General features: G+C 44.8%; 26 protein-coding genes and 1 riboswitch. Of the genes, 25 read left to right on the top strand and 1 reads right to left on the bottom strand.

All coding sequences use genetic code 11. From position 1 onward, the window contains the following. Positions 1 to 90: 90 nt before the first annotated feature. From ACX9NY_RS09585 to ACX9NY_RS09500, 18 genes are all read left to right on the top strand, one after another. Positions 91 to 2,220 (top strand): serine hydrolase domain-containing protein, encoded by a 2,130-nt coding sequence (locus ACX9NY_RS09585; protein ID WP_472478347.1) that lies wholly within the window; start codon positions 91 to 93, stop codon positions 2,218 to 2,220. A gap of 25 nt (positions 2,221 to 2,245) precedes the next feature. Continuing rightward, positions 2,246 to 3,187 carry an alpha/beta hydrolase gene (locus tag ACX9NY_RS09580; protein ID WP_472478345.1) on the top strand — a complete coding sequence of 314 codons (942 nt, stop codon included), beginning with the start codon at positions 2,246 to 2,248 and terminating at the stop codon, positions 3,185 to 3,187. A gap of 177 nt (positions 3,188 to 3,364) precedes the next feature. After that, complete coding sequence (locus tag ACX9NY_RS09575) at positions 3,365 to 3,739, top strand: hypothetical protein (RefSeq protein WP_339242468.1); 375 nt, start codon at positions 3,365 to 3,367, stop codon at positions 3,737 to 3,739. A 2-nt stretch (positions 3,740 to 3,741) separates the two neighbouring features. Beyond that, on the top strand, positions 3,742 to 5,460 hold the full coding sequence (locus tag ACX9NY_RS09570) for an ABC transporter ATP-binding protein (protein ID WP_472478342.1): 1,719 nt from the start codon (positions 3,742 to 3,744) through the stop codon (positions 5,458 to 5,460). Between the two features lie 257 nt (positions 5,461 to 5,717). Continuing rightward, positions 5,718 to 6,140: a MarR family winged helix-turn-helix transcriptional regulator gene (locus tag ACX9NY_RS09565; protein ID WP_339242471.1), complete on the top strand. Its 423-nt coding sequence runs from the start codon at positions 5,718 to 5,720 to the stop codon at positions 6,138 to 6,140. After that, positions 6,137 to 7,216, top strand: a complete 1,080-nt coding sequence (locus tag ACX9NY_RS09560) for a threonine aldolase family protein (protein ID WP_339242473.1) — start codon at positions 6,137 to 6,139, stop codon at positions 7,214 to 7,216. Before ACX9NY_RS09565 ends, ACX9NY_RS09560 begins: the two co-directional genes overlap by 4 nt. A gap of 139 nt (positions 7,217 to 7,355) precedes the next feature. Further along, the gene (locus ACX9NY_RS09555; protein WP_339242475.1) at positions 7,356 to 8,135 is read left to right on the top strand and encodes a class I SAM-dependent methyltransferase; all 780 of its coding nucleotides are present in this window, start codon (positions 7,356 to 7,358) and stop codon (positions 8,133 to 8,135) included. Continuing rightward, positions 8,132 to 8,761: a pentapeptide repeat-containing protein gene (locus ACX9NY_RS09550; RefSeq protein ID WP_339242478.1), complete on the top strand. Its 630-nt coding sequence runs from the start codon at positions 8,132 to 8,134 to the stop codon at positions 8,759 to 8,761. The genes ACX9NY_RS09555 and ACX9NY_RS09550 overlap by 4 nt, the downstream gene beginning before the upstream one ends. A 70-nt stretch (positions 8,762 to 8,831) precedes the next feature. After that, positions 8,832 to 8,932: riboswitch (guanidine-I (ykkC/yxkD leader) on the top strand. Positions 8,933 to 9,033: 101 nt separating this feature from the next. Beyond that, entirely contained in the window at positions 9,034 to 9,372 is a 339-nt protein-coding gene (locus ACX9NY_RS09545) for a DMT family transporter (protein ID WP_339242481.1), read from the top strand. After that, on the top strand, positions 9,372 to 9,686 hold the full coding sequence (locus ACX9NY_RS09540) for a DMT family transporter (protein ID WP_339242483.1): 315 nt from the start codon (positions 9,372 to 9,374) through the stop codon (positions 9,684 to 9,686). Before ACX9NY_RS09545 ends, ACX9NY_RS09540 begins: the two co-directional genes overlap by 1 nt. Before the next feature lie 116 nt (positions 9,687 to 9,802). Further along, a complete protein-coding gene (locus ACX9NY_RS09535; protein ID WP_472478338.1) occupies positions 9,803 to 11,230 on the top strand; it encodes a DEAD/DEAH box helicase in 1,428 nt (475 codons plus the stop codon). Positions 11,231 to 11,366: 136 nt separating this feature from the next. Then, complete coding sequence (locus ACX9NY_RS09530; RefSeq protein WP_339242487.1) at positions 11,367 to 11,723, top strand: MmcQ/YjbR family DNA-binding protein; 357 nt, start codon at positions 11,367 to 11,369, stop codon at positions 11,721 to 11,723. Positions 11,724 to 11,779: 56 nt separating this feature from the next. Continuing rightward, complete coding sequence (locus ACX9NY_RS09525; RefSeq protein WP_339261034.1) at positions 11,780 to 12,469, top strand: hypothetical protein; 690 nt, start codon at positions 11,780 to 11,782, stop codon at positions 12,467 to 12,469. A gap of 171 nt (positions 12,470 to 12,640) precedes the next feature. Next, positions 12,641 to 13,525 (top strand): alpha/beta hydrolase, encoded by an 885-nt coding sequence (locus tag ACX9NY_RS09520; RefSeq protein WP_472478335.1) that lies wholly within the window; start codon positions 12,641 to 12,643, stop codon positions 13,523 to 13,525. Positions 13,526 to 13,790: 265 nt separating this feature from the next. Beyond that, positions 13,791 to 14,948, top strand: coding sequence for a type III polyketide synthase (locus ACX9NY_RS09515; protein WP_339261037.1), 1,158 nt, complete (start codon positions 13,791 to 13,793; stop codon positions 14,946 to 14,948). After that, positions 14,935 to 15,654: a methyltransferase domain-containing protein gene (locus tag ACX9NY_RS09510; protein WP_339261039.1), complete on the top strand. Its 720-nt coding sequence runs from the start codon at positions 14,935 to 14,937 to the stop codon at positions 15,652 to 15,654. The genes ACX9NY_RS09515 and ACX9NY_RS09510 overlap by 14 nt, the downstream gene beginning before the upstream one ends. Positions 15,655 to 15,660: 6 nt before the next feature. After that, complete coding sequence (locus tag ACX9NY_RS09505; RefSeq protein ID WP_339261040.1) at positions 15,661 to 16,809, top strand: NAD(P)/FAD-dependent oxidoreductase; 1,149 nt, start codon at positions 15,661 to 15,663, stop codon at positions 16,807 to 16,809. A 178-nt stretch (positions 16,810 to 16,987) separates the two neighbouring features. After that, the gene (locus tag ACX9NY_RS09500) at positions 16,988 to 18,178 is read left to right on the top strand and encodes an aminotransferase-like domain-containing protein (RefSeq protein ID WP_339261042.1); all 1,191 of its coding nucleotides are present in this window, start codon (positions 16,988 to 16,990) and stop codon (positions 18,176 to 18,178) included. 76 nt (positions 18,179 to 18,254) lie between these two features. Here ACX9NY_RS09500 and ACX9NY_RS09495 read toward each other — a convergent pair whose 3' ends face one another. Continuing rightward, positions 18,255 to 18,680, bottom strand: coding sequence for a MaoC family dehydratase (locus ACX9NY_RS09495; protein ID WP_339242503.1), 426 nt, complete (start codon positions 18,678 to 18,680; stop codon positions 18,255 to 18,257). A gap of 158 nt (positions 18,681 to 18,838) precedes the next feature. On the opposite strand from ACX9NY_RS09495, the gene ACX9NY_RS09490 reads away from it, so the two are divergent. From ACX9NY_RS09490 to ACX9NY_RS09460, 7 genes are all read left to right on the top strand, one after another. Continuing rightward, positions 18,839 to 19,837: a LacI family DNA-binding transcriptional regulator gene (locus ACX9NY_RS09490; RefSeq protein ID WP_339261043.1), complete on the top strand. Its 999-nt coding sequence runs from the start codon at positions 18,839 to 18,841 to the stop codon at positions 19,835 to 19,837. Positions 19,838 to 19,954: 117 nt separating this feature from the next. Further along, a complete protein-coding gene (locus tag ACX9NY_RS09485) occupies positions 19,955 to 20,839 on the top strand; it encodes an AraC family transcriptional regulator (protein WP_339242507.1) in 885 nt (294 codons plus the stop codon). A gap of 85 nt (positions 20,840 to 20,924) precedes the next feature. Then, complete coding sequence (locus ACX9NY_RS09480; protein ID WP_339261044.1) at positions 20,925 to 22,190, top strand: ABC transporter substrate-binding protein; 1,266 nt, start codon at positions 20,925 to 20,927, stop codon at positions 22,188 to 22,190. A 103-nt stretch (positions 22,191 to 22,293) separates the two neighbouring features. Then, positions 22,294 to 23,184: a carbohydrate ABC transporter permease gene (locus tag ACX9NY_RS09475; protein ID WP_339242510.1), complete on the top strand. Its 891-nt coding sequence runs from the start codon at positions 22,294 to 22,296 to the stop codon at positions 23,182 to 23,184. Between the two features lie 14 nt (positions 23,185 to 23,198). Next, complete coding sequence (locus tag ACX9NY_RS09470) at positions 23,199 to 24,080, top strand: carbohydrate ABC transporter permease (RefSeq protein WP_091016464.1); 882 nt, start codon at positions 23,199 to 23,201, stop codon at positions 24,078 to 24,080. Between the two features lie 198 nt (positions 24,081 to 24,278). Continuing rightward, positions 24,279 to 25,688 (top strand): spore germination protein, encoded by a 1,410-nt coding sequence (locus ACX9NY_RS09465; RefSeq protein WP_472478330.1) that lies wholly within the window; start codon positions 24,279 to 24,281, stop codon positions 25,686 to 25,688. A 40-nt stretch (positions 25,689 to 25,728) separates the two neighbouring features. After that, positions 25,729 to 26,844: a GerAB/ArcD/ProY family transporter gene (locus ACX9NY_RS09460; protein WP_339242513.1), complete on the top strand. Its 1,116-nt coding sequence runs from the start codon at positions 25,729 to 25,731 to the stop codon at positions 26,842 to 26,844. The last annotated feature ends 12 nt before the right edge of the window (positions 26,845 to 26,856 follow it).

The following is a 26,856-nucleotide window of genomic DNA, read 5'->3' as shown; positions in this document are numbered from 1 at the left end:
ATTAGGGGGACATCTTGGTTTGTTATATTGTGTTTAGCGCCCACGTTATGGTGGCTTAACACAATGATGAAGACAGGAGTAGATGCAAGAATGAAACCAAGAGAGGTAACAAAACTGGAGATGAGTGTGAGGAGAGCAAGAAAGAGAAATACTATAGCTGCTGTGACTCTCATGCTGACGATACTTGCCCCGCTATCTGCAATGGCTGCACCGGCTGCCACGAATAACACCATTAACCTTACGTATGAGACAACAAAGAAAACCGTAATCGAAAAAGCTAAATTGCTGACGGAGACGTACGGTACGACGAGTCTGCAATATGCGCTCATTGATGGTGGAGAGATTACGGTGTCCGGTCAAACGGGGAAGAACGATCTAAACGACAAGGTACCTCTTACTACGAACACGATCTATGGCATAGGGTCAACCAGTAAAATGTTTCTTACAACTTCAGTGATGAAGCTGGTGGATGAAGGCAAGATCGATTTGGATGAGCCTGTTGTGAACTATATGCCTGATTTTACAATGAAAGATAATCGACACAAACAGATTACACCCCGTATGTTGCTGAATCATTCGGCCGGGCTTCCCGGAGCTTCTAACGGTAGTGCTATACTGTATGGGGACAATGATACCATTGCACATGATACCTTTTTGGATCAATTGGCGACCCAGAATCTGATGGCAGAGCCAGGTGCGTATTCGGTGTACTCTAACGATGGATTTACATTAGCTGAAATTCTGGTTGAGAGAGTCACTGGTATGAGCTTTACGGCATTTATACACAAATATATTACAGAGCCTCTGAAAATGAATCATACCAAAACACCACAGGATATAGTTAATCCGGAAGAAATGGCGGGAATCTATTCCCCTTTTTATGAGGCACAACTTCCAAAAGAGAATTATAATATCATTGCTTCAGGAGGCATATATTCCACCGCTAAGGATCTGGTGAAATTTTCGCAAATCTTCACAGGAGAGGTCAAAGGGATTCTTTCCAACAAGTCGGTAGAAGCCATGGAGCAAAAAGAATACAGAAGAGGCATGTGGCCAAAGGATAGTGATTCTTCTATGTCGTACGGATTAGGGTGGGATAGTGTGGACTTGTTCCCATTCAGTGAGTACGGCATCAAGGCTGTTACGAAAGGTGGAGATACGTTATCTTATCATTCTTCACTCGTCGTACTTCCGGAATACAACATGGCTGCAGCCGTGATCTCTTCAGACGGGTCAAGCGTAACCGATCAATTCATTGCGAGTGAGTTATTACTTAGCGCACTTGAAGAAAAGGGCATGATTAAAGAACGGAAACCGGAAAAATCATTTGGTGTACCTGTGAAGGCTGATATGCCTAAAGAAATCTCCAAGTTTGCAGGGAATTATGGTGGCAATAATTCAGTGACGAAGATCAAAATAAATACGGCTGGACAAATGACGGTCTCCTCTCTCACGTCTCCAAGTCATCCGGTTCAAGAATACACCTATACATCAGATGGTACTTTTGTGAGTGATGATGGTACAGAAAAGTTGAAATTCGTTGTGGAGAAAAATGGGAATACCTACCTGTGGTCTCGATCTTATATCTCCGTTCCAGGACTCGGACAGGTGGCTCTCTCAGAATATAAAGCGGAGAAGCTGGAAGCCAATACATTACCCAAGGAGATTAACGATGCATGGGCAAAGCGTGATGGTAAAAAATATTATCTGGTGAATGCGAAATACACATCCATGTTTTATCTTAATGCTACATCGATCGTGCCTATTTATATGAATAAAGAGAATCCAGGGTATATGTCCAATAATAAGATTATTGGAGCAGACGAAGCAGCCAATCAATTGCAGATTCCGGGTAGTGCCGGACGAGAACCAATGGACATTCATTTCTTCAAAAAGAACGATGGAGAGTATCTTACATTTTCAGGTTATGTATTCGTCAGTGAGGAATTGGTAAAACCAATCTATTCCGGTAAACAATCCGCAACAACGATTCAAGCAGATGGATATGCCAAATGGTTTTCGGTACCCGCTACTGCGAAAGGAAAAGTCATGACAGTGAAGTTACCTGCAAATGGAGCCTTCGCTATCTATGATCAGAACGGAGTTTGTATTAATCACAGCGTAGTCAGCGGTAATAATGTTGTTGTTTTACCCGAAAACGGCCGTATTGTATTTGCAGGTGAGGCTGGCGCCAAATTTGAAATTTCACTAAAAAAGTAAATGAACTCAACAGGAGAGAACCATCATGATGAAAAAAATATTAATCATTTTGCTCAAAATATTCGGAGCGATCGTTATCGCTTTTGCATTATTTATTGCAACTGTCTTTATTGTTAATGTATTTAGCAACAAATCGGAGGAAGGGAAAATAAAATCATACGGCCAGTTTGTAGCGGTTGACGGGAAAAACATGAATGTGTTGATTCAAGGAAAAGGCAAAGAAACGGTGGTATTACTTCCTGGGTATGGAACACCCGCCCCAGCCCTTGATTTCAAACCGCTCATCGATCAGCTATCTCCATTTTACAAAGTCGTTGTCATTGAACCTTTCGGTTATGGATTAAGTGACATTACTGAAAAAGAGCGTACTACGGAAAATATGGTTAGTGAAATTCATGAAGCGTTACAGCAACTTGGTATTCATCGTTATACGCTCATGGCTCACTCCATTTCAGGAATATACGGACTGGATTATGTGAACAAATATGCAAACGAAGTAACTTCCTTTGTCGGCATCGAGAGCAGTGTCCCAACGCAGGGAGGTAACGATGATCCATTCCCAACTGAAACGTACAAACTGCTTAAAAAATCAGGATTCTACCGATTGTTAATGAAACTGGCCCCTGATCAACTGATTGCACCCGATGTTGATGATGAAACCAGAGAACAAATTCGAATCCTTTCACTCAAAAATACGTTTAATCCGAACAATCTGAATGAAGGCGAAAACTTTGGTCCTAACTTCAAAGCAGCGGAGAACCTGACCTTCCCCAAAGATCTTCCGTTGATTTTCTTCTTACAAGCGAATGATACTGAAACGGAAGGATGGATACCCTTGCATGAAGAGCAAGTCAAAGATTCAGTGCATGGAAAAGTGAGGACTTTCGAGGGAGATCATTATTTGCATCACACCCGATCCAAAGAAATGGTTCAAGAATATAGGAAGTTTATGAGTGAAATAGAGTAGAGTGTGTCAACAAAAGAAGCCGCGAAATCGCGGCTTTTTTCTATTGAAAGAGGTGATGAACATACATACGTAGTTACTTTATTGGAAAATTAAGGTTGACACTCCTTGTCGCCGCGTATACAATCGTATACATGAATGCGTTGTATACATATGTATACACGTAATGGAGGTGGCAGGATGAGAGATCGACAGATCGAAGAATCGGATGGAAGTGTACGTCAAGGTGAACGTCCGAGACGTGATGTGGGTGACAGCGAGCAACGTGGAGAGCATTCCAGACGTGGCAGAGGACATGGTGAACATCAGGGGAAACGGGGCCATGGTGCGCAAACCTTCCGTCGCGGCCGGATTCTTGTATTTCTGGAACAGATGCAGAATCGAAGAACAACGCTCGCCAGACAACTTGGTCAGGAGGAGTATGAACATATTCGCCCAATAATCAGTGGGGAGTTGAAAGCCATTGATCAGGTCATCGACGAGTATGTCCATCTTTTCGAACTGCAAAATGAAGATGTAGGTCCCAATAAGAATCTGGAGAGTGAGAGTGAATAAGTATGATTCGTCGTTTTTTTTCGTATTATCGTCCTTATAAAAAACTGTTTTTGATTGATTTTGGATGTGCTGTACTCGCAGGTCTTCTGGAGTTGGCTTTCCCCCTTGCCGTCAGCAAATTCATTAATGAGTTGTTGCCGGGTCAGGATTGGCCTCTTATTTTGCTTGCCTGTATTGTGCTGTTATCCATCTATGCACTTAATACGGTATTGAACTATGTCGTTACATACTGGGGACATATGCTGGGCATTAACATTGAGACCAACATGCGTGAGAAGATGTTCGCTCACTTGCAGAAGCTGTCTTTCCGGTTCTTCGATAATCGCAAAACAGGTCATTTGATTGGTCATCTTACGAATGATCTGAACGATATCGGCGAGGTTGCTCACCATGGACCCGAAGATGTGTTCATTGCAGTGATGACATTAATCGGATCATTCTGGCTGATGGCTAACATTAATCTTGAGCTTGCGCTCCTAACCTTTATCATTATCCCAATTATGGCTTGGGTCATTATCGTATTCGGTGGCCGTATGACGAAGACGTATCGAAGACTCTTCGGAGACGTCGGCAATTTCAATGCGCGCATTGAGGACAATGTCGGAGGCATGCGAGTTGTGCAATCGTTCGCCAACGAAGAACACGAAAAAGAGCTTTTTGCTGTAGACAATCAGAATTTCCGTAAAACCAAGCTGCTTGCCTACAAAACGATGGCAAAAAGTAACTCAGTCAGTTATATGATGATGCGACTGGTTACGGTATTTGTCATGATCAGCGGGGCTTGGTTTTATATTGATGGCAGAATTAATATGGGTGATTTTATGGCCTTCCTGCTGCTATCGAATATCTTCTTCCGTCCTATCGAGAAGATTAACGCAGTCATCGAAAGTTATCCAAAGGGCATCGCTGGTTTCAAGCGTTATCTGGAGATCATTGATACAGAACCTGAAATTGCGGATAACAAAAACGCCGTGGAATTCGAAAGTGTGAAGGGTGATATTCGTTTTGAGAACGTCTCGTTTGGATATGAATCCAGTCGCCGTATTTTAAATGATATCAGTCTGACTGTTCGACCAGGGGAAACCGTTGCTTTTGTTGGCCCGTCAGGCGCAGGTAAGACAACCATCTGCAGCCTGCTTCCTCGATTCTATGAGGTAGAAGAGGGACGAATCACTGTAGATGGAGTGGACATTCGGGATGTTAAGCTTCAATCGTTGCGTAAGCATATCGGGATCGTTCAACAGGATGTATTTTTGTTCTCGGGTACCATTAAGGAGAATATTGCTTATGGTGACCTGAGTGCAACGGACGAACAGATCTGGGATGCCGCTCGCCGTGCCTCATTGGAGGAATTGATTCTTACGTTGCCGGACGGTATGGATACGGTCATTGGCGAGCGTGGAGTCAAGCTATCCGGAGGACAGAAGCAACGGTTATCCATTGCTCGTATGTTCTTGAAAAATCCACCCATTCTTATTCTGGATGAGGCAACGTCTGCACTGGATACGGAAACGGAAGCACTTATTCAGCAATCACTCGCTGAATTGTCGGTGGGTAGAACGACCCTTGTGATCGCACACCGATTGACAACGATCAAGAACGCGGATCGAATCATTGTAGTGAACACAGATGGTATCGCTGAACAGGGTAACCATGAGGAATTGGTCGCCGCTGGAGGCATATACAGCCGTCTTCATCAGGTGCAATATAGTCACTCTTAATCCATATAAATTGAAGTATAGAATATTTACACTTGATACTCTGATGACAGAACAACCTTCCGATTGCTGTTATCCCCAGAAGGCCGCGCATATGTGCGGCTTTTTGGTTTGGCTTAAAAATGTGGTAACCAAATATCAAGGGAAAATATAATGTTGACAACGTCCACTAACCTGATTATTATAATGTTGACAATGTCCACTAAAAAGGAGGGTTTGACATCGACTCTCAGTACATAAATCCAGATATTCTGGCTGACATGCGACGTTTTAACCGTTTTTATACCAACATACTTGGTGTACTCGACAAGCATATTCTCGGAACAGGGTATTCCTTTGCTGAAGTACGGGTCATTATCGAGATTGGAATTCGGGGAGAGAGCATTGCGAACAATCTGGTGGATACACTGACCATTGATCGCAGTTATATGAGCCGCATTGTGAACAAGCTGACCAAGGAAGGTCTGCTGGTGAAAGTGAATTCTGAAGCCGATAGCCGGGTCAGTCTGATTCGTCTGACAGCCAAGGGTGAGGAGCTGTATGCCCAATTAAATGATCGTTCCGATCAACAGATTCTGAAATTAATGCAAGAACTCAATGAAGAAGAGATTCAAGAGGTATACACCTCCATGATGAACATACAAGAGAAGTTGAACAAGAAGGCAGGAGAGACAACACGATGATACGATTTGAATGTGATTATAACGAAGGTGCGCATGAACGCATTTTACAAAAACTGATGGAAACCAATATGGAACAGACAAGCGGGTATGGCACGGATGAGCATTGCGAACGCGCGAGAATGCTTATTCGTCAGGCTTGTGACAACGAGCAGGCTGATGTTCATTTTTTGGTTGGCGGTACACAGACGAATACAACGGTGATTGCCTCTATTTTGCGTCCATATCAAGGTGTGATTGCAGCGACCTCGGGACACATTGCGGTTCATGAGACTGGGGCTATCGAAGCAACGGGCCATAAGGTACTCACGGTTCCAAGTGAGGATGGAAAGATCACGCCTGAACAGGTTAGAGCAGTCTATGATGCGCACATGAACGAGTCTTCACCGGAACATTGTGTACAGCCAGGTATGGTCTATATATCTCAGCCAACGGAGAACGGAACGATGTACAGCAAAGCAGAATTGCAAGCATTGCACGCAGTCAGCAGAGCATGTGGTCTGCCATTTTTCGTGGATGGAGCACGCCTTGGATATGCACTTGCCTCCCGTAATTGCGATATGACACTTGCTGATCTTGCGCGCTTGTGCGATGTATTTTACATCGGCGGAACCAAGATTGGGGCGTTGATGGGAGAAGCGGTCGTGATCCTGAATGATGCGCTCAAACCAGATTTTCGTTATATGATCAAACAAAAAGGTGGCCTGCTTGCCAAAGGCAGATTGTTGGGGATTCAATTCGAAACTTTGTTCGAAGACGGCTTGTATCTTGAGATTTCCCATCATGCCGTGGATATGGCGTTGAGAATTCATGATTCACTCGAACAGCAGGGAGTACGCTTCCTGTATGACTCACCAACCAACCAGCAGTTTCCGATTCTGCCCAATCTTTTGCTTGAGAAATTACGGAATGATTATACTTTCTCCTTCTGGGAAAAGGTTGACGATACACACAGTGCGGTGCGCTTTTGTACCAGTTGGGCAACCCGGCAGGAGAATGTGGATGCACTGACTCGTGATATTGCTCAATTATTGCATGAAGAGACTCGGATTGAACAACGACTCGAAGTATTGGTATAACTTTGCTAATATTAATGTTACTTAAGGACAACCGCGACAGGTTGTCCTTTTTCGTATGTTTTTCGTGAATTGACAGTTCTCTTATATTAAAGCTATTATAGATATAATATATCCTTAATTGAGGAGGAGATTGTATTCTATGAATAACGGACATTTATCCGGACAAACGAACGAATCGTGGAGTGGTCATTCTGCTCCTTTTACAGCGTTACAGGAAACACCGATCTTAACCTTGCTCCAGCCGTCCCATGGAGAACGAATCCTTGATGTGGGTTGCGGGAATGGGGATCTGACAGCCAAAATTGCAGCCGCAGGAGCGCTGACAACAGGCATTGATTTTTCGAAGGAGACAATTAGGCAAGCTAAACAGAAATATCCTGATATGAATATTCAAGTCGCTAATGCCTGTCATTATCGGTCTGAAGAGCCGTTTGATGCGGTCTTCTCTCATGCCGTTCTGCATTGGATAAAGGATGCCCCAGCTGTAGTGCAATCCATATACTTAGCGCTTAAGACGGGCGGACGATTCGTGGCAGAGTTTGCCGGAAGTGGCAATACGGCTATTTTAATAGCAGCGGTACGGGAAGAACTGCATGCCCGTGGATACAAATGGGAAGGCCGGAATCCATGGTATCACCCTACCATTGGCGAATATACTAATCTTCTGGAGCAAAACGGATTTCGAGTTAGTCTGGCCCAGCATGTTGACCAATTTACTCCGTTCAAGCCAGGTGCCAGAAAGTGGTTGGACAGCTTCGCAGAGTATTTATTCAGTGGTATCGCACCTGCGGAACAGGATGTTATTATGGAAGCTGTAGAGAAAAAAGTACAGCCACAACTGATGCGGGATGGACAATGGTATTTGGACAGAAGCCGACTGCGAGTGGTAGCCATGAAGGAATCGGGGAATGCGGTATGAAAGTGGACAAACCCAAGCTTCAGGAGCAGTTGCTTGAACCGGAAACGATAGGTTTTCTCGAATCCAAAATGGAGTATAAACACAAACTGATTGAGAACATGACTTTGGATCAACAGGAAGCGAGTAAGGTTTCCTTTGAAAATGTTGTATTTAGACATGTGACGATCTCGGAGTCTGCCTTGGAACAATTCGAATTCACGGATGTCCGGTTCGAACACTGCGACTTCTCCAATGTCAATCTCTCTGGTGCCTTCATGCACCGAATCGAATGGCATAACTGCAAGTTTGTTGGAACGGATTTTTCCAATAGTCGCTTGCAAAATGTCAGTTTTTTTCATGGTCTAGGGGATTACAGCAATTTCCGTTTTGCCCATCTGAAACAGGTCTCCTTCTCGGAATGTACCTTGATTGGTGCGGACTTTGCCTATCTGGCTCTTCAGAAGATGGAGTTCACTCAATGTAATATCGACCAAGCTTCCTTAACGGGGACCAAAATGAAAGATTTGGATCTTCGCGATTGCCAATTTGACTCCTTGGTGTTAACCATGGAAGACCTCAACGGTTGTGTGATTTCACCACATCAAGCCGCCACATTTGTAGGATTAATGGGTTTGATTATCAAATAAATGGCATGATCACATTAACGGGGTTGCCAAGATAGTGGAAGTGTGTATAATTGGAGACACATTAGAATACAAACAGGTTTTCTAGGGTTCCGCGACGTATGTGTCGGTCTGGTCCGAGAGAAAACCCGCAACCTGTTGGTTGTGCCACGGAGGGATAAAAGCCTGGGAGATGAACTGCGATATGCAGTTTGTTTCCCGGGCTTTTTTTGTTTTTCGCTAATGAACCCTTACAGGTTGTACAAAAAATGTAGTAGAGAAGGAGTGTTTCAGGTATGAATAAAAATTGGATGTCGGTTGTGATTGCTGCGTTGTTCGAAGTGGGTTGGGTCATTGGATTAAAACATGCCAGCGGGTTGCTGGAATGGAGTCTTACACTGGTTGCGATTATGATCAGCTTCAGCTTAATGATTGCAGCTTCGCGTACCTTGCCCGTGGGAACCGTATACGCAGTATTCGTTGGCCTAGGTACCGCTGGAACGGTGCTTGCAGAGATTCTTTTGTTTAATGCAAATGTGCAAACCGGAAAAATGATACTCATTGGTACACTTTTACTCGGCGTAATTGGTCTTAAAATGCTGAGTAAAGAGAAGAACAAGGAGGTGCAGCTATAATGAACTGGGTGTTTCTTATCTTGGCAGGGGTATTTGAGATGATCGGCGTGCTAATGATAAACAAGTTGCACAAAGACCGTAATTTAATTTCACTCGTTCTATTGGTAGCCGGGTTTGGTTTAAGTTTTATGTTCCTGTCCCTTGCAATGGAAACTCTTCCGATGGGGACAGCATATGCGGTATGGACGGGAATCGGAGCCTCCGGCGGTGCCATTCTGGGCATGGTGTTTTACGGAGAACCCCGAAATGCCCTAAGAATTCTGTTTATCGCTATGGTGCTCGGATCGGCAGTCGGTCTTAAATTGGTTAGTTAAATAAGTAGAATTAAAAAGATAATGTACAGATTGCGTTTTTAATGTTATCCTTATACGTTACGTGTGAAATAAAAGATGCGTCTTATTGATAGATGTGCGTAAATGAAGGAGATAACATGACATTTAAGGACCTAAATATTATTCCCTCTATTATGGAAGGGTTAAGCAAAGCAAACTATACTAATCCTACGCCTATCCAGGAACAGGCCATTCCAGCTGTATTGGCTGGCAGAGACTTGCTGGGATGTGCACAGACCGGAACAGGCAAGACGGCAGCATTTTCGGTGCCGATCATTCAATTATTAAGCGAAAGATCCAAAGGACAAGGATCAAAGTCCGCTCGACATATTCGTTCATTGATTTTGACACCAACAAGAGAGCTGGCAATTCAGATCGCCGATAATATCAAAGTATATAGTCGGTATACGGACATCCGTTGTACGGCTATCGTTGGTGGTGTTTCGCAAAAAGTGCAAGAGCGGGCGCTGAATCAAGGTGCAGATATTATTATCGCAACACCTGGCAGATTGAACGATCTGATTAACCAGAAACGTATTGATCTGAAGATGGTTGAGATTCTCGTTCTGGATGAAGCAGACCGGATGTTGGACATGGGCTTTATTCATGATGTAAAAAGAATTATCGCCAAGATGCCGAACAAGAAGCAAACGCTGTTCTTCTCAGCGACCATGCCTCCTGAAATCACCAAGATGGTTAAAACCCTGCTGGTTGATCCAGTCAAAGTCGAAATCACACCCGTATCTTCAACAGTAGACCGCATTGAGCAGTCTATATATTTGCTGGAGAATGGCAAAAAGCAGCAGATGTTGAATCAGATCCTGGAGGATAAATCCATCGTCACGGCATTGGTGTTCACACGCACGAAGCGCGGCGCTGACCGGGTTACACGTGATTTGGCCAAAGTGAATGTTACGGCACAAGCCATTCATGGCAACAAGTCTCAGAACGAGCGCCAGCGGGCACTGAACAATTTCAAGAGTGGGGCTACGCGAGTACTGGTGGCGACGGATATCGCAGCAAGAGGAATTGATGTGGAAGAACTGTCACATGTCATTAACTTTAACCTGCCTAACATTCCGGAAACGTATGTTCACCGTATTGGACGTACAGGTCGAGCAGGGAAAAGCGGGATGGCCATCTCATTCTGTGAGAAGGATGAACTTCCATTCCTGAAGGATATTGAGAAAGTAATCAAGAAGACGATTCCTGAAGTTAAAGGTCATCCATATCCGATGACAGGTGTTCCTGTGTTTGAGAAAACCAGCAAAGCATCAGGCAGTAAACCTGCGTTCAACAAATCAGCTGTGGGCAAACCAGCCAAATCCAAGGCGAACCCGGCACGCAAGCCCAAATCCGAGTGGTTTGCCAAGAGTGGCAAAACGACCAGTAGCCGTTCTAACGACGGTAGATCCAATAGCAATCGTTCTAACAGCAGTAGCAGTCGATCGAACAGTAGTAGCAGTAAATCAAATAATGGTTCATTCAGCCGCAGCAGCAAAACAAGGAATGATAGAGCCAATTAAGACCTAAATAAACGCAGATAAAACCTTCTTCATTCATATGGAGGAGGTTTTATTATGTATGTACAGAGAGCTTATTTACATACGAACTTATATTCTATATCATTATATCGTTCACGGGTAAAAGGGAGGTACTGACTTGAAGGATACGATAATTAAGTACTGTTTGAACAAGAAAGGCGCGATCAAGGATTATCCATTTGGCCCTGATCCAGTCGCGATTAAGGTCGCGGGTAAGATGTTCGCGCTTATTTTTGAAAATAAAGAAAAGAACTGTCGCTTGAACTTAAAATGTGACCCGATTATTGCAGAGAATCTGAGAGAGCAGCATGAAGCTGTTCAACCAGGATATCATATGAACAAAAAACACTGGAATACCATTACGCTGGATGGCTCCTTGTCAGATGAGGATGTCTACGTCATGATCGATCACTCGTATGAAATGGTTATCCAATCCCTTCCGAAAAGGGTTCGGGAATCTCTGGCCGAATCGTGAGGCATTTCGCTCATATCAATGCCGATGGTCTGCTCGCCAAGTAGAATGAATATCTTATGAAAATGAAGACATACTTGAAGCCCATATGGGACCGTTATCTTGGAAATAAGCAAGATCGAACGGCCTTGTTCAACGTTGCATCCCTTGTTATCAATGCCTGGATTGGGATAGGCAAGCTAGTCTTGGGGATATATCTCCTTTCCGGATGGTTCATCACAAATGCAGTGTATTATTTGATTCTGTGTATAGCCAAAGGCCAGGTGCTTCATCAATATAAAGTTGCCAAAGGTATGGTGTCTCCCCAAGAAAGATATTCTTTGGAGCTTGCGGTGTATAAACGCGGAGGTCTTTTTCTATGTTTTCTGGGCGTATCCTATTCGATCGTCTGTCTGCGAATGTATCTGATCGGTGATGCCTTCATATATAGCGGACTTATTGTATATATCGTAGCTATAGTCGCTTTTACCAAACTTGCTTTTGCCGTGTATGGTACCTGGGCTAATCGTCATCTACATAACCCAATTATATCTACATTGAAAATGATTAACTTCACCGATGCCATGGTATCCATCGTCGTGACACAAGCGACACTACTTACCATGCAAGCCTCACCTCTCGCTTTAAAAACCAGCAGCGTGTTTGGCATGGGGTGCAGCGTTTTATTTTGTCTGATGGGGGTCTGGATGATGTTCCACAAGACTAAGCAGTCAAGTATGGAGCAGGAGAGCGCATCCAACGAACAGTGAGAAACTGGGGGAGCTTGATATCTCGCATGAACATGCTGTCACAACGAAAGGTGGACTGGCAACGACAGTGGGGGAGGAAAATTACATCACTGTCTTGAATTCATTGGAGAATGAATGATTCAAATTTCCGATTGTCGGATTCATTCTTAATGCAAATAAGGAGTGATATCTATGGATCAACAGCAACAACTGGCCATGGTACAACAAATGCGTCAAAATGTCGTCGGTACAGATGCAGCTCTTCAACCCAGCTCCACGTATGCCGTCACCGTAGAAGAAGTTATGATTCCTACGACGAAAGGTGATGCGCGTGTACTTGTGTATACACCGAATCGGGATCATTCCGCACCTCTGCCGGTTTTCTTCAATATGCATGGGGGTGGTTTCATCCTCGGACAAGCAGAGATGGATGATCCATGGTGTCGTCTGATCGCTGATCGTGCTGATTGTGTGGTCGTGAATATCGATTACCGTCTTGCACCAGAGCACAAATTTCCAACCGCAGTCCATGAATGTTATGACGTTGTAAAGTGGGTCCACGACAATCCGGAATCCTTCTCGGTGAACCCATCTCTATTCGCCATTGGTGGGCATAGTGCTGGGGGGAATCTTGCAGCAGCAGTGTGTTTGCTGAATCAGCAACGTGGTAGCGAGCTGCCGATTGTACTTCAGGTTATCGATTATGCCGTGTTGGATATAGCTACAGATCCGGCCGAGAAACCGAGTTATGAAGTAGCCATTCCTGCTGATATCGCCAGAACGTTCAACGCGATGTACCTTGAAACGCCACAAGATGCGCATGATCCGTTAGCGTCGCCTGTGCTTGCGACATCATTGCAGGGTCTCCCGGAAGCGTTAATCATTACGGCGGAGAAAGATTCACTGGCACAAGAAGCAAGAACATACGCAGCAAGGCTGGAAGAAAGCGGTGTGAAGGTGACCCATAAGGAGTATAAGGGAGCTGCTCATGGATTTACACATTTTGGCGATCTTCAGATAGCTGAGGATGCTTGGTATCGGATGAGTGACAAGATCAGAGAAGCATTTTCCAAATAAAGTACATTAGAGCGACGTGTAGAAAGAACTGGGAAGTGGTTAGATATCATTTGAGCAAGTTGTATAAAAGTTACCTTAAAGTCGCCTAATGGCGGCTTTTTTTGAGTTCATTGGCGTGATTGCTCAATTGCTTGGTGAAACCAAGCTTCTGATCTTGCAGATGTGTTAATAAACTGGATTAGGAGCCGTCTTGAGATTATAACGATATCGTTAAGGGTAAGAGTGTTAATTAGAGGAAATAATAACCAATACCAGGAGGTTTATTATGAACCAATACAACAGTCCATCCGATATCGCCATTCTTGGCATGGGAACGGCTCTCCCTGCTCACCCCGTAGCGCAGTCTGATATTGCGGAACTAATTGCTTCTTCTCTTCAGGATCGGCCGGATTTGGCCCGGTTTGCCAGGCGAATATTCAAGTCCTGTGGTGTTGAAACTCGATATACCGTAGAACCGAGTTATCTGGGCTCACTGGAAGAATGCCGTTATCTGCCCTCTGGTGAGAGATCTGACATCCCGACAACTGAAGAAAGAATGAATACTTACAAGCGAGAGGCGCTTCCGCTCGGAATCGAGGCGGCAGAGAAAGCCCTCTCGGATTCAGGTGTATCTCCCAAGAGCATCACGCATATCATCACCGTCAGTTGCACCGGTCAATATCTGCCAGGTCTTGATGTTATGCTCATCCGTCACTTGGGACTGTCTGACCGTGTTAACCGACTGCCGTTGATCTTTCAGGGCTGTGCCGCAGGGTTGAAAGCCATTCAGATGGCACGAGATGTCGTGCAGGGTGCTCCAGGATCACAGGTACTTATTGTCTGTGTAGAGTTGTGCACAATACATTTTCAGCCGGTGCAAGATCGGGAAGCGCTATTTGCGGCTTCATTCTTCGGAGATGCAGCTTCTTCTTGCATAGTGGGCACACCAGAACCTCAGCACAAGAATGTTCTGAGTCTAGGAACGGGTTATTCTGTGCTTCTTCCAGATTCAACTGAAGATATGACCTGGGAGGTTGGGAATCTGGGGTATGACCTGTATCTATCCCCTCGTATTCCGAAGTTGCTTGGTGTTCATCTGGAAGAGGAACTTCGTCTCTTATTGCCAAGTGAGGAGCTTCCTGAACTGTGGGCCATTCATCCGGGAGGACGCGGGATTGTGGACACTGTGCAGAATGTAATGAAGTTAAGAGATGAACAAACAAAGTACAGCAGGCAGATCCTTAGAACGTATGGTAACCTGTCTTCCAACACGATCCTGTTTGTACTGAATGCGATGCGTGAGGACATGAAGGTACAGGGTCAATCCTCCACAGATGGTGTAGCCATGGCATTTGGACCGGGACTCACCGCGGAGTTGATGAAATTCACTTATGTACCCTCATTCTCTTCAGTGATGGAGGAGCACGATCATGTCCTTCTTTAGAACATTGTCCATACGGGCCAAGGAAGAGGAACTGATGGATGACTTCTCTATGGGAGGGGAGGAGCTGCGTGAAGCACTCAGACATCTGAGGCGTCTTAACAAAATATTCGCGGCACCCGGCCCAACGCTTGCTGGTGTAGAGAAGTTATGGAACTCTGTCGGCAGGCCAGATAAACTGTCTCTTCTGGATGTGGGGGCAGGTTCAGGGGATGTGAACCAGAAACTGCTACAATGGGCGGACCGTCAGGGCATTCAGTTGGAAATTACATTGGTTGATTTGACGGAAGAGGCGTGTGAGGAAGCAAGACAACTATTCCGTGACGAACCCCGAGTCAGGGTACAACGTGCCGATCTTACACAACTGCCGGATGCGTCAGCAGATATTGTGACAGGTTCCCAGTTTGTGCATCATTTTGACGGAGATATGCTGGTTGATATGGTTTCTCATATGCTGCGAGCATCGAGATATGGTGTCGTCATTAACGATATTCACCGCCATTCCGTGTCCTATAAAGCCGTCTGGATTACAACACGAATGATCTCGCGCAATCGGTACATTCGTCATGATGGCCCTCTGTCCGTAGCCAAAGGCTTTACAGGCAGGGATTGGAAGGAACTTAAACAACGGCTAAATCATGATACGATGACTTATGAATGGAAGCCTTTGTTCCGTTACTCTGTTGTTATTCCCACAAAGGGCAGGTGATCTGACGTGACGAATTCGATAGATGTGATTGTCATCGGAGCCGGGATTGCCGGTAGTACGTGTGCAATGCAACTGGCAGGAAAAGGTCATCGAACCCTTTTGCTGGATCGCCAAGAGTTCCCTCGACACAAAACCTGTGGTGAGTTCATGTCACCCGAAACCAAGGAAATGCTGGAGGTTCTGGACATTCACCTTCTGGACCAGACGAAGAAACCCAGCACCATGGATCATGCCAAAATCGTTATGCCACAAGGTGGAGTGATCGAAGCACCACTGCCGGGATTTGCATATGGCATAAGTCGATATGAGCTGGACCAGATTTTGCATCAGAAGGCTCTGGCGGCCGGAGCCCAGATTGTTACCAAAGCGACCGTAACGAGTATTGAGCAGCTTGAGGATGCCAGTTATGAGGTTCAGGTGAAACAGGGAGATGAGCGGATGAGCTACAGAGCCAAAGCCGTCATCGGAGCACATGGTACCAAGAAGCCGCGTGGGATGGCTTCCGCACCTGATCTGCGAGACCATACCGTATATGTTGGGGTTAAATCCCACTTCAGCGGAATTGAGATTCCTGCACGGGTCGAGTTATATTTTTGCGAGGGTGGTTATGTGGGGATTTCTCCCATTGAAAATGGCAATGTGAATGTCGCCGCATTGTTGACACTGGATACCGTACAGGGAAGTGGCAAGTCTGTAAACGATATTTTACAGGCTGCATCCCTGAAGAACGTGAGTTTGGCAGCCCGTTTAGCCGAAGGAAAACCTGTAGACGGAACGCAAGTGTCGATTGCTCCTCTGCATTTGTCCAATGTTCCTGAACCTTGGTCTCAATATCCGCATATTGGAGATGCCATGCTGATGATCCCGCCTTTATGTGGAGACGGGATGTCCATTGCCCTTCGCTCCTCACTCCTGTGTGCAAGGTGGACCGACAAGTACCTGCAAGGCGACATTGAACATGCTGATTGGCAGAGTAATTACACGCTGGAAGCAAGCCGTGAATTCACCCAATTGCTCAGACGCGCAAGAAGAATTCAAAAGCTGGCTTTTGCCAAAACCAATAAATTCTATCCTGGTCTGGCTCGGATGATCCCCGGTTTAGCTGCTTATGTCGTGAAGGCCACACGGTTATCCGAGATGAACGCAGCGCGCTAATTCATTGAAACTTTGCTCAATACTGATGCGAAAGAGGTTGCTGACGGCGGCCTCTTTTTTGGTGTATACATATAATTTTGTGGAGACAGTTTGGAAATTCGGCAAATGCTCGTATAATAGAATCTAATGTAACGATAGAGAACTAAGTCAGATGAAATGTCGGGAGGCACTATTTAAGATGAACTATTCATTTTCCAATCGTATCGCAGCACTGCAACCATCCATTATTCGCGAGATTCTGAAAGCTTCCTCGGGACAAAATGTGATTCCATTTTCTGCGGGAAACCCCGCACCGGAAACTTTTCCTATTGAAGCGATTCGCACGTTCACCCAAACCATTCTGGAGCAAGACCCGGTCACGGCTCTGCAATATGGAATTACAGAAGGATATGTTCCCCTCAGGGAAGCATTGACGCAACATTTGAAGACAGGTTTTGATACCGGTAAGTCATCCGATCAATTGTTCATTGTATCTGGAGCGCAGCAGGGGATTGAGCTTGCCTGTAAAGTGTTCTGTAATGAAGGGGACACGATTATCTGTGAGAGTCCGAGCTTTATTGGTTCACTCAACTCCTTCCGGGCATCCGGTGCGAAGCTTGCGGGTGTTCCGATGGAGATGGACGGCATGGATATCGAGAAGCTGGAACAGGCGCTACAAACGGAGCCCAATGTGAAAATGATCTATGTGATCCCAAGTTTTCAGAATCCTACTGGTGTAACGACAAGTCTAGCGAAACGTAAGGCTATATACGAGTTGGCTAAGAAGTATGGCGTTATGATTTTGGAAGATAATCCGTACGGAGAACTTCGATTCAACGGAGACGATGTGCCAACCATCAAGTCTATGGATGATGAGGGTCTGGTCATCTATGTTGGATCATTCTCCAAAATTTTGTCGGCGGGACTACGTGTCGGTTTTGTACAAGCGCCACATGAAGTGGTGGAGAAGATGGTTGTTGCCAAACAGGGAGAAGACGTACATACCGCCATGCTTCCACAGATTCTGGCATACAAGTTCATGACAGAATATGATTACGCGGGGCACATTAACAGCATTCGTGAGGTATATCGGAGAAAAGCTACATTGATGATGGACAAGCTGCAAGAGCATATGGGTGAGTCCGTTAACTACACTCAACCGGATGGTGGACTGTTCCTCTGGTGTGACCTGCCAGCACATGTGCCGATGCTTGATTATGCCAAGACAGCGGCAGCTCAAGGGGTTGCGGTTGTACCGGGAAATGCATTCCTGGTGAACGAGCAAGACCCTTGTAATGCCATCAGACTTAATTTCTCAACCCCGTCAGACGAACAGATTATCAAGGGTGTAGATATTTTGGGGCAGGTATTGAAGGGCTACAACGCTTAATATTGCATAAAAAGTAAAATACAATAATCCATGAGAAGTCGCCAATGGGCGGCTTCTTTTTGGCCTTTCACAGCCCTTAATTATCAATTAATGCACTTAATTCTGCCTGAAAAACCTTTTGATTCTTCTGATTAAAAGTACTCAGCAGCACGGTAACAATCCCATTACCTTTTCGTCGGGGCGTTAGTCCAATAACTTCTGCAATGACATGAAGTTCATCATCCGGAAAGACCGGCTTCAGAAATTGAATGTTATTCATTCCGGTTCCCGCCACGACATGTTCTCCATAGACCCCGACCTCAATCCATAATTTAAAGGAGATATTCATCGTTTGCATGCCAGAAGCAATGATGCTGCCAAAGCGGCCTTGCTTGGCTTTCTCCTCATCCAAATGCATGTACTGTGGATCATAGATCGTGGCAAACTCCATAATATCGTTCTTGGACAATGCCAAGGATGTGGTTTCGTAGCGCTGACCTATTACATATTCACTGAATCTCATGAAGGCACCTCGGTTTCTTTAATATGTTTTTCGTAGTCGATGTCTTGGAAAGAGACATGACTGGACTGACGTGTTAAAATGCTAGTGAACACGCCGGTGTTATGCTGTGTTACCGACATAATGAAATAAACAGATGAAACTGTCTTTGAGGAGTATATATGATGATAACGATTAAAGATGTAGCCAAGATGGCGGGAGTAGCCAGTTCAACCGTATCTTGTGTACTCAACGATAAAGGGAATGTAAGTGAGCCAACAAGACTCCGAGTACTTGAGGCAGCGAGCCAACTTAATTACGTTAGGCATGGTCCTGCATCTGAACTAAAACGAAATAGTACACAAACCATTGGTATTATTGTCCATGACATGTCCAGTCCGTATTTCTCGGATTTGGTGAACGGAATAGAAACTGTCGTCATGAGTCATGGATACGATATGATCGTATGTAGTTCGTTGGGTGGAGAGAAATCAACAGCCCATCGTTACATCCGAGAAAGAAGAATTGATGGAGCTATTGTTATCGCTCAGAATATTCAAGATCAATTGCTGATTGAAGCATCTGAAGCCGGATTTCCAATTGTTGTCATGGATCGGGATCTGGATGCTCAACATATTGTAAAGGTTTTGATGAGTGATACGCAAGGCGGATACCTGGCAACCCGTTATCTGATCGATAAAGGCCACCGGACAATAGCTTATATCAGTGGTCCGTCACAATCGGAATGTAATCTCCATCGTTATCAGGGTTATTTGAAAGCCTTGAAGGAGGCAGGCATTGAAGAGAATCCCGAGTGGAAAATTGGCGGACAATACATGAAGCAAGATGGCTACGTTGCAGCCAAGAAACTGCTTGAAGGAGAGTTGCCCTCCGCGGTTTTCTTTGCAAATGATGAAATGGCGATCGGCGGCATGGAAGCCTTCAGAGAGCATGATATTTCAATTCCCGAGCAGTTATCCGTGATCGGCTTTGACAATATACCTGCATCACAGTACATGAATCCACCACTAACCACCTTTCGTCAGCCAAAGAGGGATGCAGGTCAGCTTGCAGGTCATGTTCTCTTTCAATTGCTGAATGGAGAGGTAGTTGAGACGTTGTATACACTGGACATCCAATGCGTGGAACGCGATTCTGTTCGACTCCTCAACCTGAGTTGAGGAGTTTTTTTCATTCTATAGAATTTTAAATACTTAAAAAGAAAGGAGAGTAGCCATGAATGCATAATATAAAGACGAGGAGTTTTTTTGCTTTGGAAATAAATGGAGGGTGATACGATGGGCGTACCTACGTTTCTGGAGACAGGTCATATGCAGGAAGGTTTTCCCATTCGGGTAATTCACACAGGAAATCAATTCAATTATGCCGCACACTGGCATGATGAGGTTGAACTGATTCTTGTCAATGGTAAGAGCGCCAGAATTGGCGTGAACGACCACGTTTGTGAGTTGGAAAAAGGGGATGTGCTGCTGATCAAGCCAGGGGATGTGCACTGCTTTTTTCCAGGGACTGAACAGCTAACCATTATTTTGTTCCGACTCGAATTGTTAACGGGAAGTTTCACGACCGAAGCTGAAATTCAGGATCTCGGACAACTTTTTAACAAAACAACAGTTATTCCCTCGAACACGGGAAGTCAGAGCAAACTGGCTCATTATATAGATGTCATCATTACCGAGAAGAAAAACCAGAAGCCGGGATATCGATGGTTAATGGTATCCAGATTATATGATCTCATCATACTTTTACTACGTACAATTGTACCGGTTACCACCGATGAATCAACATCTTCAGGATGGCCCTGTACTTCCTCCAAAAAATTTGAATTCCTTGAATCAGTTTGTGAATATCTGGAGGAGCACTATGCTGAACCAATCAAGCTGGAACAGGTGGCGGAACATATTAAGTTCAGCAAGTTCCATGTCTGCAAGCTGTTCAAAGAGATCAAGGGCGTAACACTGATGGAATACTTGAATCATTTTCGAATTATCAAATCAGAGTGGGCCTTATTGTTCCGTCAGGATACCATTCTGGAGATTGCGATCGGGCATGGGTTCAACAATGTAAACTCCTATAACCGTCTTTTTAAAAAATATAATGACTGCACACCCTCCGAATTTCGTAAAAAACATCGTACGAATATCACAAAATATGGAGGGTAATGCACAATATTTGTGGAGAAAGCCCTCTCCAAAATCAATATACTCTAATAAATTGTAAGCGTTTCCTTTTTGAAGGAGGGGGCCTATGAAGAAGTGGTTTAAGCCAACAATTGTATTTGTATGTGCAGCACTGTTGTTAGCTGGTTGTCAGTTCAGTCCATCCAATCAAAGCAAGCAACAGGAGATTACCGTGTGGAGTTTTACGGATGAAGCAGGATATGCCATCGAGAAATTCGAACAGCAATATCCTGACATCAAAGTGAACTTTGTCAACATCCCCGGTAATTTCTATATCACCAAGCTGAAATCTGCGCTACAGACGACCTCGAAGGCTCCGGATGTATTTATGATTGAAAATGCGAATATTCGAGAACTGATTGACGTTCCATATCTGGAGAATCTATCAGCTTCGCCGTATAACGCCAATGAACTTATTCAGGAACAATATGCTTTTGTGCAGGCCAATGAAAAGGACAGTGAAGGAAATGTCAGAGCGATAGGTTACCAGGGAACACCAGGGGGCATCTATTACCGTCGGGATTTGGCAAAGGAATACTTAGGTACCGATGACCCTGAGAAGGTGGGTTCACAGATCGATACATGGGAGAAGATTTTCGAGATTGGAGAGAAGGTGCAGCAACTTAGCGGGAATAAAGTACATGCATTGGCGAATTGGAATGCGATATCGAATTCATATGATGGTATACCTTGGGTGAAGGAAGGCAAACTTGTCATCGACCCAACCTACTTGAAAGTACTCGATCTTGTACGTGAAGCACGTGAGCGGAAAGTACTTGCCGAGTATGATGATGGAAGTGCCGGTTACGCTGCATCCATGCAAAAAGGAGAGGTCATGTTCTATCCCGGGGCAACCTGGGCCCTGCAATTTACGTTCAAGGCAAATGCCCCGGATACCGAAGGCTTGTGGGGATTGGCGCAGGGACCGTCAGCGTTTAGTGCAGGCGGAACTTATATAGGGATGTATAGTAAAAGTGACAAAAAAGATCTCGCCTGGAAGTTTATCGAGTTCTATAACTTTAACCATGATTTTCTGTCGGAGCTCGCGAAAGAGCAGGATTATTTCACGAGCAACATGGTTGTGAATGATGAACTTGCTCCGTCTCTCTCATCGTCCTATATGGGAGGACAGAAGCATTTCGAATTTTTCTCAGAGGCTGCGAAACGGGTTCCTGTATACGAACGCACCAAATATGATGCGATTATTAACAACGATATCTACAAGAATGTACTCCAGTTGTATCTCAATAAGGACATTCAGACCAAGGAAGAAGTTGTAAAGCGAATCAAACGTGATGTCACCTTGAGATTTCCGGAGCTGGAAGTGGAATAGCTTAGGACGGTCTGAAAACCTTCTTCGGAGTTTTCAGACACGTCCTCGAAGTAAGCGATGGTTATACACATCACACATCCGATGATAACTGGGGGGATAGAACATGTTTGCCAAAACGATTCGCAAGGACCATTACGGCTACTATTTCATTGCTCCGTTCTTTATTATTTTCACCATTTTTGGGCTTTATCCCATTTTATATTCGCTCTATATCAGTTTCACCAACTTTGATGGCATCACGACGCCTGACTTTGTAGGAATCGGTAACTACGTGGCTGTACTACAAGATCCGTTGTTCTACAAAACCTTGTTTAATACATTATTCATCTGGGGCGTATCTGTCGTTCCACAGCTGACGATTTCCCTGGTGTTGGCCTTTATCCTGAATGATAAGCTACTCAGAGGACGGGATTTTTTCAGAGCCGTATACTTTTTCCCGAATATCGTAACGGCTGCATCACTCGGGTTACTTGTCAGCCTGATCTTTGACTGGCAATCCGGAGGACTGAATCATTTTTTGGTGCAAACTGGCATCATACAAGATCCAATTAACTGGAAAAATGATCCCTGGTTTATGCGTCTGATTGTGTCCTCGATTCTCTTTTTCCAATACTTTGGCTATTCCATGGTCATCTACCTCGCAGGTCTTCAGGGGATAGATCCGTCGTTATTGGAGGCTGCGCAGATGGATGGAGCGAAAAAGAAACATATTTTCATTCATATTATCGTGCCAATGCTCCGTCCAATTATTCTGTTTCAGATGATTACCTCCATTATTGGTGGCATTCAAATATTTGATCAACCATTTACATTAACCAATGGCAATGGTGGTCCTGACCGGGCAGCCATGACAAGCATTATGTATCTCTATAATGTCGCATTTCAGAGCACTCGTTTTGGGTACGGCGCTGCAATCGCATTTTGTCTGTTTATTATCATCATACTGTTGTCCGTTGCATCCTTCATCATGACCAAGCGGAAGAGCCGTTCATAGGGAGGGGAGTTCTCATGCAAACTGCAAAATCAGTTGAACAACCAAATGCAGCGATTCAGCAATATGCCACCACAAGGCGACTGACGGCAGGCAAGATCATCATCTATCTGTTATTGATTGGTCTTGCCGTGCTGTGCATTATTCCATTTTATCTGATGCTCATCTATTCAACACATAACAATGCAACGATTGCTTCAACATTCACCTTTCTTCCCGGATCGTTTTTGGTGGATAATTATATGAACATGGTATCCAAAATTAACATTTGGCGTGGGTTTGCCAACAGTATTTTCATTGCAGGATCATCAACTGTATTATCTCTGTATATTGGTGCTTTGACCGCATACGGTTTTGCCAAATTCAAATTCAAAGGGCGCAACTGGTTGTTCCTGTTTCTGTTAGCAACCATGATGGTGCCGGGTCAGCTGGCCCTGATTGGGGTATATCGCCTATTCAGTATGTTGGGGCTTCTGGACAGCTATGCCGCGATTATTTTGCCGGCTGCGGCTAACGCGTTTAATGTATTCTTTATCAAACAGTTCATGGAGAGCAGTATCCCGGATGAGATTATTGAATCTGCACGTGTGGACAGTGCCGGTGAGTTCCGGACGTTCAATCAGATTGTATTGCCTATTCTGGGGCCGGCCATCTCCGCCCTTGGCATCTTCACGTTTATTGGGTCGTGGAATAATTTTCTAACACCGCTTGTACTGTTTTTCTCCCTGGATAAATACCCCCTTCCAGTACTAGTTGCGTTAGTTCAGGGTTACTATGGGATGGATTATGGGCTCTTATATTTGGGCGTGGCAATCTCAATCCTGCCGATTATTGTTGTATTCTCTGTATTTTCCAAACAGATTATTGGAAGTGTTGCTTTGGGTGCTGTAAAAGGATAGTGATAATTAAAAAATAGGGTATAGCAAAGAGAAGATATCCGTATTCATAGGCATGAACAGCATTCTATATTCTCAGGGTCGCTCAAGAGGGCGGCTCTTTTGCTATTCAATATTTTGCGTATATATACCAACGTATAAGTAAAGGATACCTTTAACTGAGAATATCTGGACGAGCATGCGCAGAAAGGGGAGGGCGGTATGAACACATCACAGATAACACAACAGAACCTGCCGTTAACCGGACATCTTGCTATTGATCAGGAAATGTTAAGCTCCGTTTTTGCAGGTTGCTCGGATGTTATGTTTCATACATTCCAAACCGCATGCCATACTTCAGCACTATGTGTATATTGTGTGGGTTTATGCGATACAGAGCGGCTGGAGAGACAAGTTCTAACCCCCCTTCAGGAAATGGGGATTGAAGCTGCGCAGGTTCCCCTGGCTTCAGTTAAAAGTGTTGAAACAACCACTCAGGCGGTGCAGGCGATATTAGAGGGGGAAGCTTTGTTACTATTGGAAGGTTCAATGATTGGAACTACATACCCTCTATATAAAGCTGAAAATCGTTCAACCGAGGAACCTTTAGCTGAATCGACCGTGCGCGGTGCACGGGATGGATTCACAGAATCGTTAACGATGAATGTATCTCTTCTTCGCAAACGTCTTAAGACACCTGCATTGAAGCTTCATACACGTAATATGGGAGATCGAACCAACACCAGTATTTCACTTGTATACATGGAGGGAATTATCGACCCCAAGCTGGTAAAGGAAGTGAAGACACGACTTTCGGATTTAAAACTTCGTGACGTACTGGAGAGTCAGTACATTGAAGAAGGCATTGTTGATCAGCGGTACTCCCCATTTCCACAGATGATTGCGACGGAGCGTCCGGATGTTGTCGCTTCCAACTTGCTGGAAGGTCGCTTTGCTATTTTTGTGGACGGAACGCCTTTCACTCTTATTGCGCCAGTGACCATCTTTTCCATGTTACAATCCCCCGAAGATTATTATCAAAATGTGTTTATGAGTGTTTTTGTACGCTGGCTGCGATACATTTTTTTTGTGTTATCCATGCTGCTCCCATCCGCTTATGTAGCAATTACGACGTTTCATCAGGAGATGATTCCGACCGTATTGCTTCTCAGTATTGCGCGGGCGAGAGAAGAGATCCCTTTTCCTGCACTGGTGGAAGCGCTCATTATGGAAATCGCCTTTGAAGCACTGCGGGAGGCGGGCGTCCGATTGCCGAAGCAGGTCGGATCTGCAGTCAGTATCGTGGGAGCTTTGATTATTGGTCAAGCGGCGACGAGTGCCGGAATTGTATCAGCCCCCATGATTATCATTGTTGCGATTACCGGTATCGCTTCTTTCATGATTCCTCGTTACGCTGCCAGCATCGCGACCCGATTACTGCGTTTTCCTATGATGTTTCTGGCGGGAACGCTGGGACTCACAGGTGTCATGTTGGGAGTCATCCTGGTTGTCATTCATCTGAGCAGTCTTCGTTCATTCGGAACACCTTATCTGTCACCAGTAGCCCCTACGATGAGCAAGGAACTCAAGGATGTATGGTGGCGTCCAGCACCAAGGAACAAACCGGATTAGAACAATTCATACTCAAGCAATCAAGGGAGAGGGATTACACATGTTAACTGACAAAGGAAAAATATCAGAGACTCAATTGGCATTCATGATCTTTCCTGCCATTCTCGCAACAGCCATCTTGTCTGTTCCTGGAATTACTATGCATTATGCAGGTCATGACATGTGGCTCTCTCCAATTATAGGCTCCCTTATTGGTTTTGCAGCGGTAGCGATCTCTATCGGACTGGATCGCCTGTACCCCGGAAAAACGCTCATTCAATCGAGTGTATCGATTGCGGGACGTATCTTTGGAAAATTAATAGGATTGGTGTATATCATTTTTTTGCCCCATTTGACGGGCTTGATTATACGGACGTACGGTGAATTCATCGTTAACAATGCACTTCCGCGGACTCCGCTATTCGTTGTAATGGGGACGATGGTTGCGGTGTGTGCGCTGAATGTCAGACTAGGAATCGAAGTAGTTGGACGCACGTCTCAAATCTTTGTGACCCTGCTTATCGTGTTGCTTAGTCTAATCTTCATTCTATTGATCGGGGAACTGACTCCAGCGGAATTATTCCCTTTCATGGAGAACGGACCGCTACCTAGCATTAAAGGAGCCCTTGCTCCTGCTGCATGGTTTAGTGAATACATCGTAATTGCCTTCTTGCTTCCTTATGTCAATCGTAGAAAACGCACAACACGAGTTATGTTGGGTTCCCTTATACTAACGACAACTGCAATGACGGTAATCAATCTGTTTTGCCTGTTTTTAATTGGAGATCTGACGGATAGCTTTGTATATCCGGTTATGATTGCCGCAAGATACATAACCATTGCAGACTTTCTGCAACATATTGAATCCCTGATTATTGCGGTTTGGATTTTTGGAATCTTCGTCAAGATTTCTGTTTTTCTTTATATTTTTGCGACATCCACAGCAGAATGGTTCGGTTTGAAGGATTACAAACCCGTCGTTGTGCCGCTTTCGTTTCTATGCATGGTTTATGCCTACTGGGTTGTGTCCGGCGGATCAGGTACATCCAGTCTGATTGGCCCTTCAGCTAATTTGTATACGATCAGCATTTTATTAATCCTTCCGGCTATGATCTACGGTGTCGCATGGCTGAAGAAAGGGTGGGCACATTTTCGAAAGAATCAAGCGAACACCTGATTGATGGGGGAG

Source organism: Paenibacillus sp. CB74, from assembly GCF_055687625.1.
Note: the sequence above shows the minus strand (reverse complement) of the source record. Positions and strands in the feature narration are given on the sequence as shown.